General features: G+C 37.7%; 3 protein-coding genes and 1 pseudogene. 1 reads left to right on the forward strand and 3 read right to left on the reverse strand.

Going from position 1 to position 3,371, the window contains the following annotated elements:
* Window positions 1-53: 53 nt before the first annotated feature.
* The 3 genes from AC1DND_RS23285 to AC1DND_RS23295 form a co-directional block, all read right to left on the reverse strand.
* On the reverse strand, window positions 54-869 hold the full coding sequence (locus AC1DND_RS23285; RefSeq protein ID WP_477584970.1) for a DUF393 domain-containing protein: 816 nt from the start codon (window positions 867-869) through the stop codon (window positions 54-56).
* A 173-nt stretch (window positions 870-1,042) separates the two neighbouring features.
* On the reverse strand, window positions 1,043-1,549 hold the full coding sequence (locus AC1DND_RS23290; RefSeq protein WP_029278585.1) for a GbsR/MarR family transcriptional regulator: 507 nt from the start codon (window positions 1,547-1,549) through the stop codon (window positions 1,043-1,045).
* Window positions 1,550-1,611: 62 nt separating this feature from the next.
* Window positions 1,612-2,697, reverse strand: a complete 1,086-nt coding sequence (locus AC1DND_RS23295) for an alginate lyase family protein (RefSeq protein WP_477584971.1) — start codon at window positions 2,695-2,697, stop codon at window positions 1,612-1,614.
* A gap of 129 nt (window positions 2,698-2,826) precedes the next feature.
* Between AC1DND_RS23295 and AC1DND_RS23300 the strand changes: the two are divergent.
* Window positions 2,827-3,371, forward strand: a pseudogene (locus tag AC1DND_RS23300) (hypothetical protein); the annotation flags it as partial.

The raw sequence follows: 3,371 nt of genomic DNA on the forward strand, positions 1-3,371 counted from the left end.
ACCTAAATATCCGTTTCCTCCTGCGAGTACAATTCTTCTGTATTTCATGATTCCTATAAAGTAAAGATTAAACCTAAAACAATTAAACGGTAAAGCACCCAGGTAATACTCATCGTCCAGCCCAAGTGTAACAGCTTGTTTCTGCGGAGGTGCTCCAAAAACATAAGTCCGGCCACCATCAAAAAGTAAAGAATAAAAAATATAGAAGGGATGATGAGGTATTGTGCGATAACCAAAACAGGCAAAAGCAAAAGTGCACCAGCAAAAGAGATGGTCATGATGTTGCCCAGGTAATCCCAGCGTTTTTCTTTTCTATAAAAAACAATGATGGCGCCCTGAAGAAATATTTGTCCACCACAGATGAGGTATTCACGATATTGGCTCCCCAGTGGGACAAAATCGGTAAGAAGATGTGCATAGGCGGTTAAAATGTAAGCTGTAACAAACCAGGTAAAAAGTAGATAGGCCAAACGGTATTGGATTTTAAAGCTAGGCTGTATAGTGTTTTCTTTAACGGGCGCAGGAATAATTACTTTACGGTTGTAAGAGATAAAGGCATAAAGCTTACGCATCAAATAAACAAATGGCCCAAATAAAAACAGCGATTTAAAGATGGGCATGGCATGCGCAATAATTTTAAATAAACTCTGGATACCATAAGTTACTTCACCGTTTTCGGTGTTTACGAGCGCAATCTCATTGGCGGCTCTTTGTTTGTCAACCAAAGGACAAATGTTTTCAGGCATACTTTGATAAGCCTCACGGCCACCTTTGGCCAGCATACCTGTTTTTACAAATGTTTTGGTATAGGCATAACACATTGGGCATTCATTATCAAATAAAATCACATGGTTCTTAAGCGTTTTCATTTTATTTAAATTTTAATACTTTCAGTAAAAAATGAAAGTTGTGGTTAAAAAATTAAGCCGAACTTAAGGGTAAGGCTTTTTAGTGGTTAGGGGTAATATGTCTTGATACCCGATACTTACTACTTGATACTCAAATCTTGCTACTCAATACCTCCCTCCCAAATCTCACGTCTCTATTTAAACACTTTCAATACCGAACCCCAGAACCAACTTTCTTCTGCTTTAAGCATCGTTTCTAAAGTTTTATCTACATTGAGGGCAAGTTTGTTAATATCGCTTACTGATTTTTTAAAGGTTTTAAATTCAGGATCTTTTTCATCGCCCACTACCGTTGACAGTTCATTTAAAACTTTTAAAACAGGCTCTAACTCTCTTTTTTTACGCTCTTTAGCTACCTGTCGGGAAATATTCCAAACATCCTTATCGGCAAAAAAGTATTCTTTGCGCTCGCCTGCTTTGTGCTGTTTTTCAATTAAGCCCCATCCAATTAAATCGCGCAGGGTCATGTTGGCGTTTCCCCTGGAGATACTCAACGCCTCCATAATTTCTTCGGTGGTAAGCGCTTCAGGAGAAATGAGTAATAGCGCATGTACCTGGGCCATGGTGCGGTTAATTCCCCATTCGGAGCCTAATTTGCCCCAGGCTTCTATAAATTTTAATTTTGCTGCTGCTAATTCCATACACAAATATAAACTTATTTTTAAACTTTCAATAATTATTGAAAGTTTATTTGTTTTGGAAGCTATTTGCTTTCTTGCTGTAGTTTATCCAATACCATCTGCCAGCTGGTATCATTGTTATTTACTTTTTTTAATAGATCAGCCTGTGCCCTATCGAAATAAACAGATAGTTTCAATACAGGTAAAGCCAAATCTGGTTTAAACATCGTCCCGGGAGCAAATCCAGGTTCATTGTTCTTTGTACGGTCGCGATCGAATTTAACGGTCGTATTCACATATTCTTCGTGCTGTTTTTCACCATTAATGTATGGGATCATCCATTCTACAGATTTTTTGATCGAAGATCCTTTCGGTGACTCATAAGTATAAAAATTGGTGCCTTTCGCTCTGTCGATCATAATGGCCAACTTTAACATAGGTTCCAGGTCGTAAATGTGGTAATGCATGGCATCGCGCTCTTTAAAATCCAAACTTGTTCCGTCAGCATATAGATTGATATTGATGTGGCTTTTTAAATTGTCGATAGTCCATTTAATAAAATCCTGATTGTTTAAGGTGTAACCGATTTCGCCAACTTCTTTTAGCCGGTGAGCATTCCAGTTATTAATGGCGGTAGCTCTCCCCGCTTTCATCCGCTTGCTGTTAATTTCTGCCCAAGCCGTTTCAGTAAGCCATTGTTCAATCTGTTTTTTATCAGCTGTTGGGATGTCTTTTTTAATCAGGTCGTAAGCTTCAATGGCTTTATCCAGATTGGTATCGTCAATAGGATCGCCATTTGGTTTATTGATTTTGGCCCATGCACCAAGAAATTCTACACATTTGTTTAAATATTTTTGATCATCGGTGATGCGGTATTGTAAGGCCAGTACAAACATTTTGTTCATATCTGCCAGGGCTAATCTGGTTTTCTCTTTTTTTGGATTTCCCTTTAATAATCCTTCAGTTCTGATGGTATCAATTGGATTCGGGTTTTCGTTTAGATAATTTAATGCCGATTTTTCAAAGCCCAGGTATAGTTTTTGGGTTTCCTTATCATTTTTGATCTGGGTTTTCAGCTTTTTAATTTCATTGGTATTTAAACTTACAATTTGCGAAAACGAAGAAAAAGATAATAAAGCCAGAGCGATTGTAACGACAAACTTTCTCATAATAAATAGGTTGAATTTTTATTCTTTGCTACAAATCTAATTTTTTATTCAGCATGCATTTAATTTATTACTTTTTTATACCGCCCAATTTTTTATTTTTGACGTTCGTTTAAACTTAAACAAACCTTAATGAATAACTGGTTTAATAAAAATGGCATTCACTTAGCCATTATTGCGTTTTTTGTAGTCATCACTTTTGCCTACTTCAGTCCTGTTTTGCAGGGTAAAGCGCCACAGCAGGGCGATGTTTTGCAGGCTAAAGCCATGCAGAAAGAAATTATGGATATTAAGGCGAAAGATGGTAAAGGACCACTTTGGACCAACCAGATGTTTGGTGGTATGCCCGCCTACCAGATTTGGGTGCAGTATCCTTTAAATATTACCACTTATGGTATCGATGTAATAAAAGGTATATTCCCTGATCCTGTTGGAACGGTGCTGTTATACCTTTTAGGTGCTTATTTATTATTTTGTGTATTAAAAATAAATCCATGGCTTGCTGCAGCGGGTGCAATTGCTTTTGCATTTACCTCGTATAATTTTATCATTATTGCTGCGGGGCATAGCAATAAGGCCCTGGCCATTGGTTTCTTCGCTCCTATTTTGGCTGCCATTATTCTCATCCTAAGGGGCAGGTATCTGGTAGGAGGCAGTTTGCTGGCGCTGTTTATGGC

It is taken from the genome of Pedobacter sp. 01N416, from assembly GCF_056399685.1.

Bases quoted from the DNA above. Each gene is read 5' to 3' on its own strand.
- AC1DND_RS23290 (WP_029278585.1), bottom strand. From the start codon at position 1,549: ATGGAATTAGCAGCAGCAAAATTAAAATTTATAGAAGCCTGGGGCAAA.
- AC1DND_RS23285 (WP_477584970.1), bottom strand. From the start codon at position 869: ATGAAAACGCTTAAGAACCATGTGATTTTATTTGATAATGAATGCCCA.
- AC1DND_RS23295 (WP_477584971.1), bottom strand. From the start codon at position 2,697: ATGAGAAAGTTTGTCGTTACAATCGCTCTGGCTTTATTATCTTTTTCT.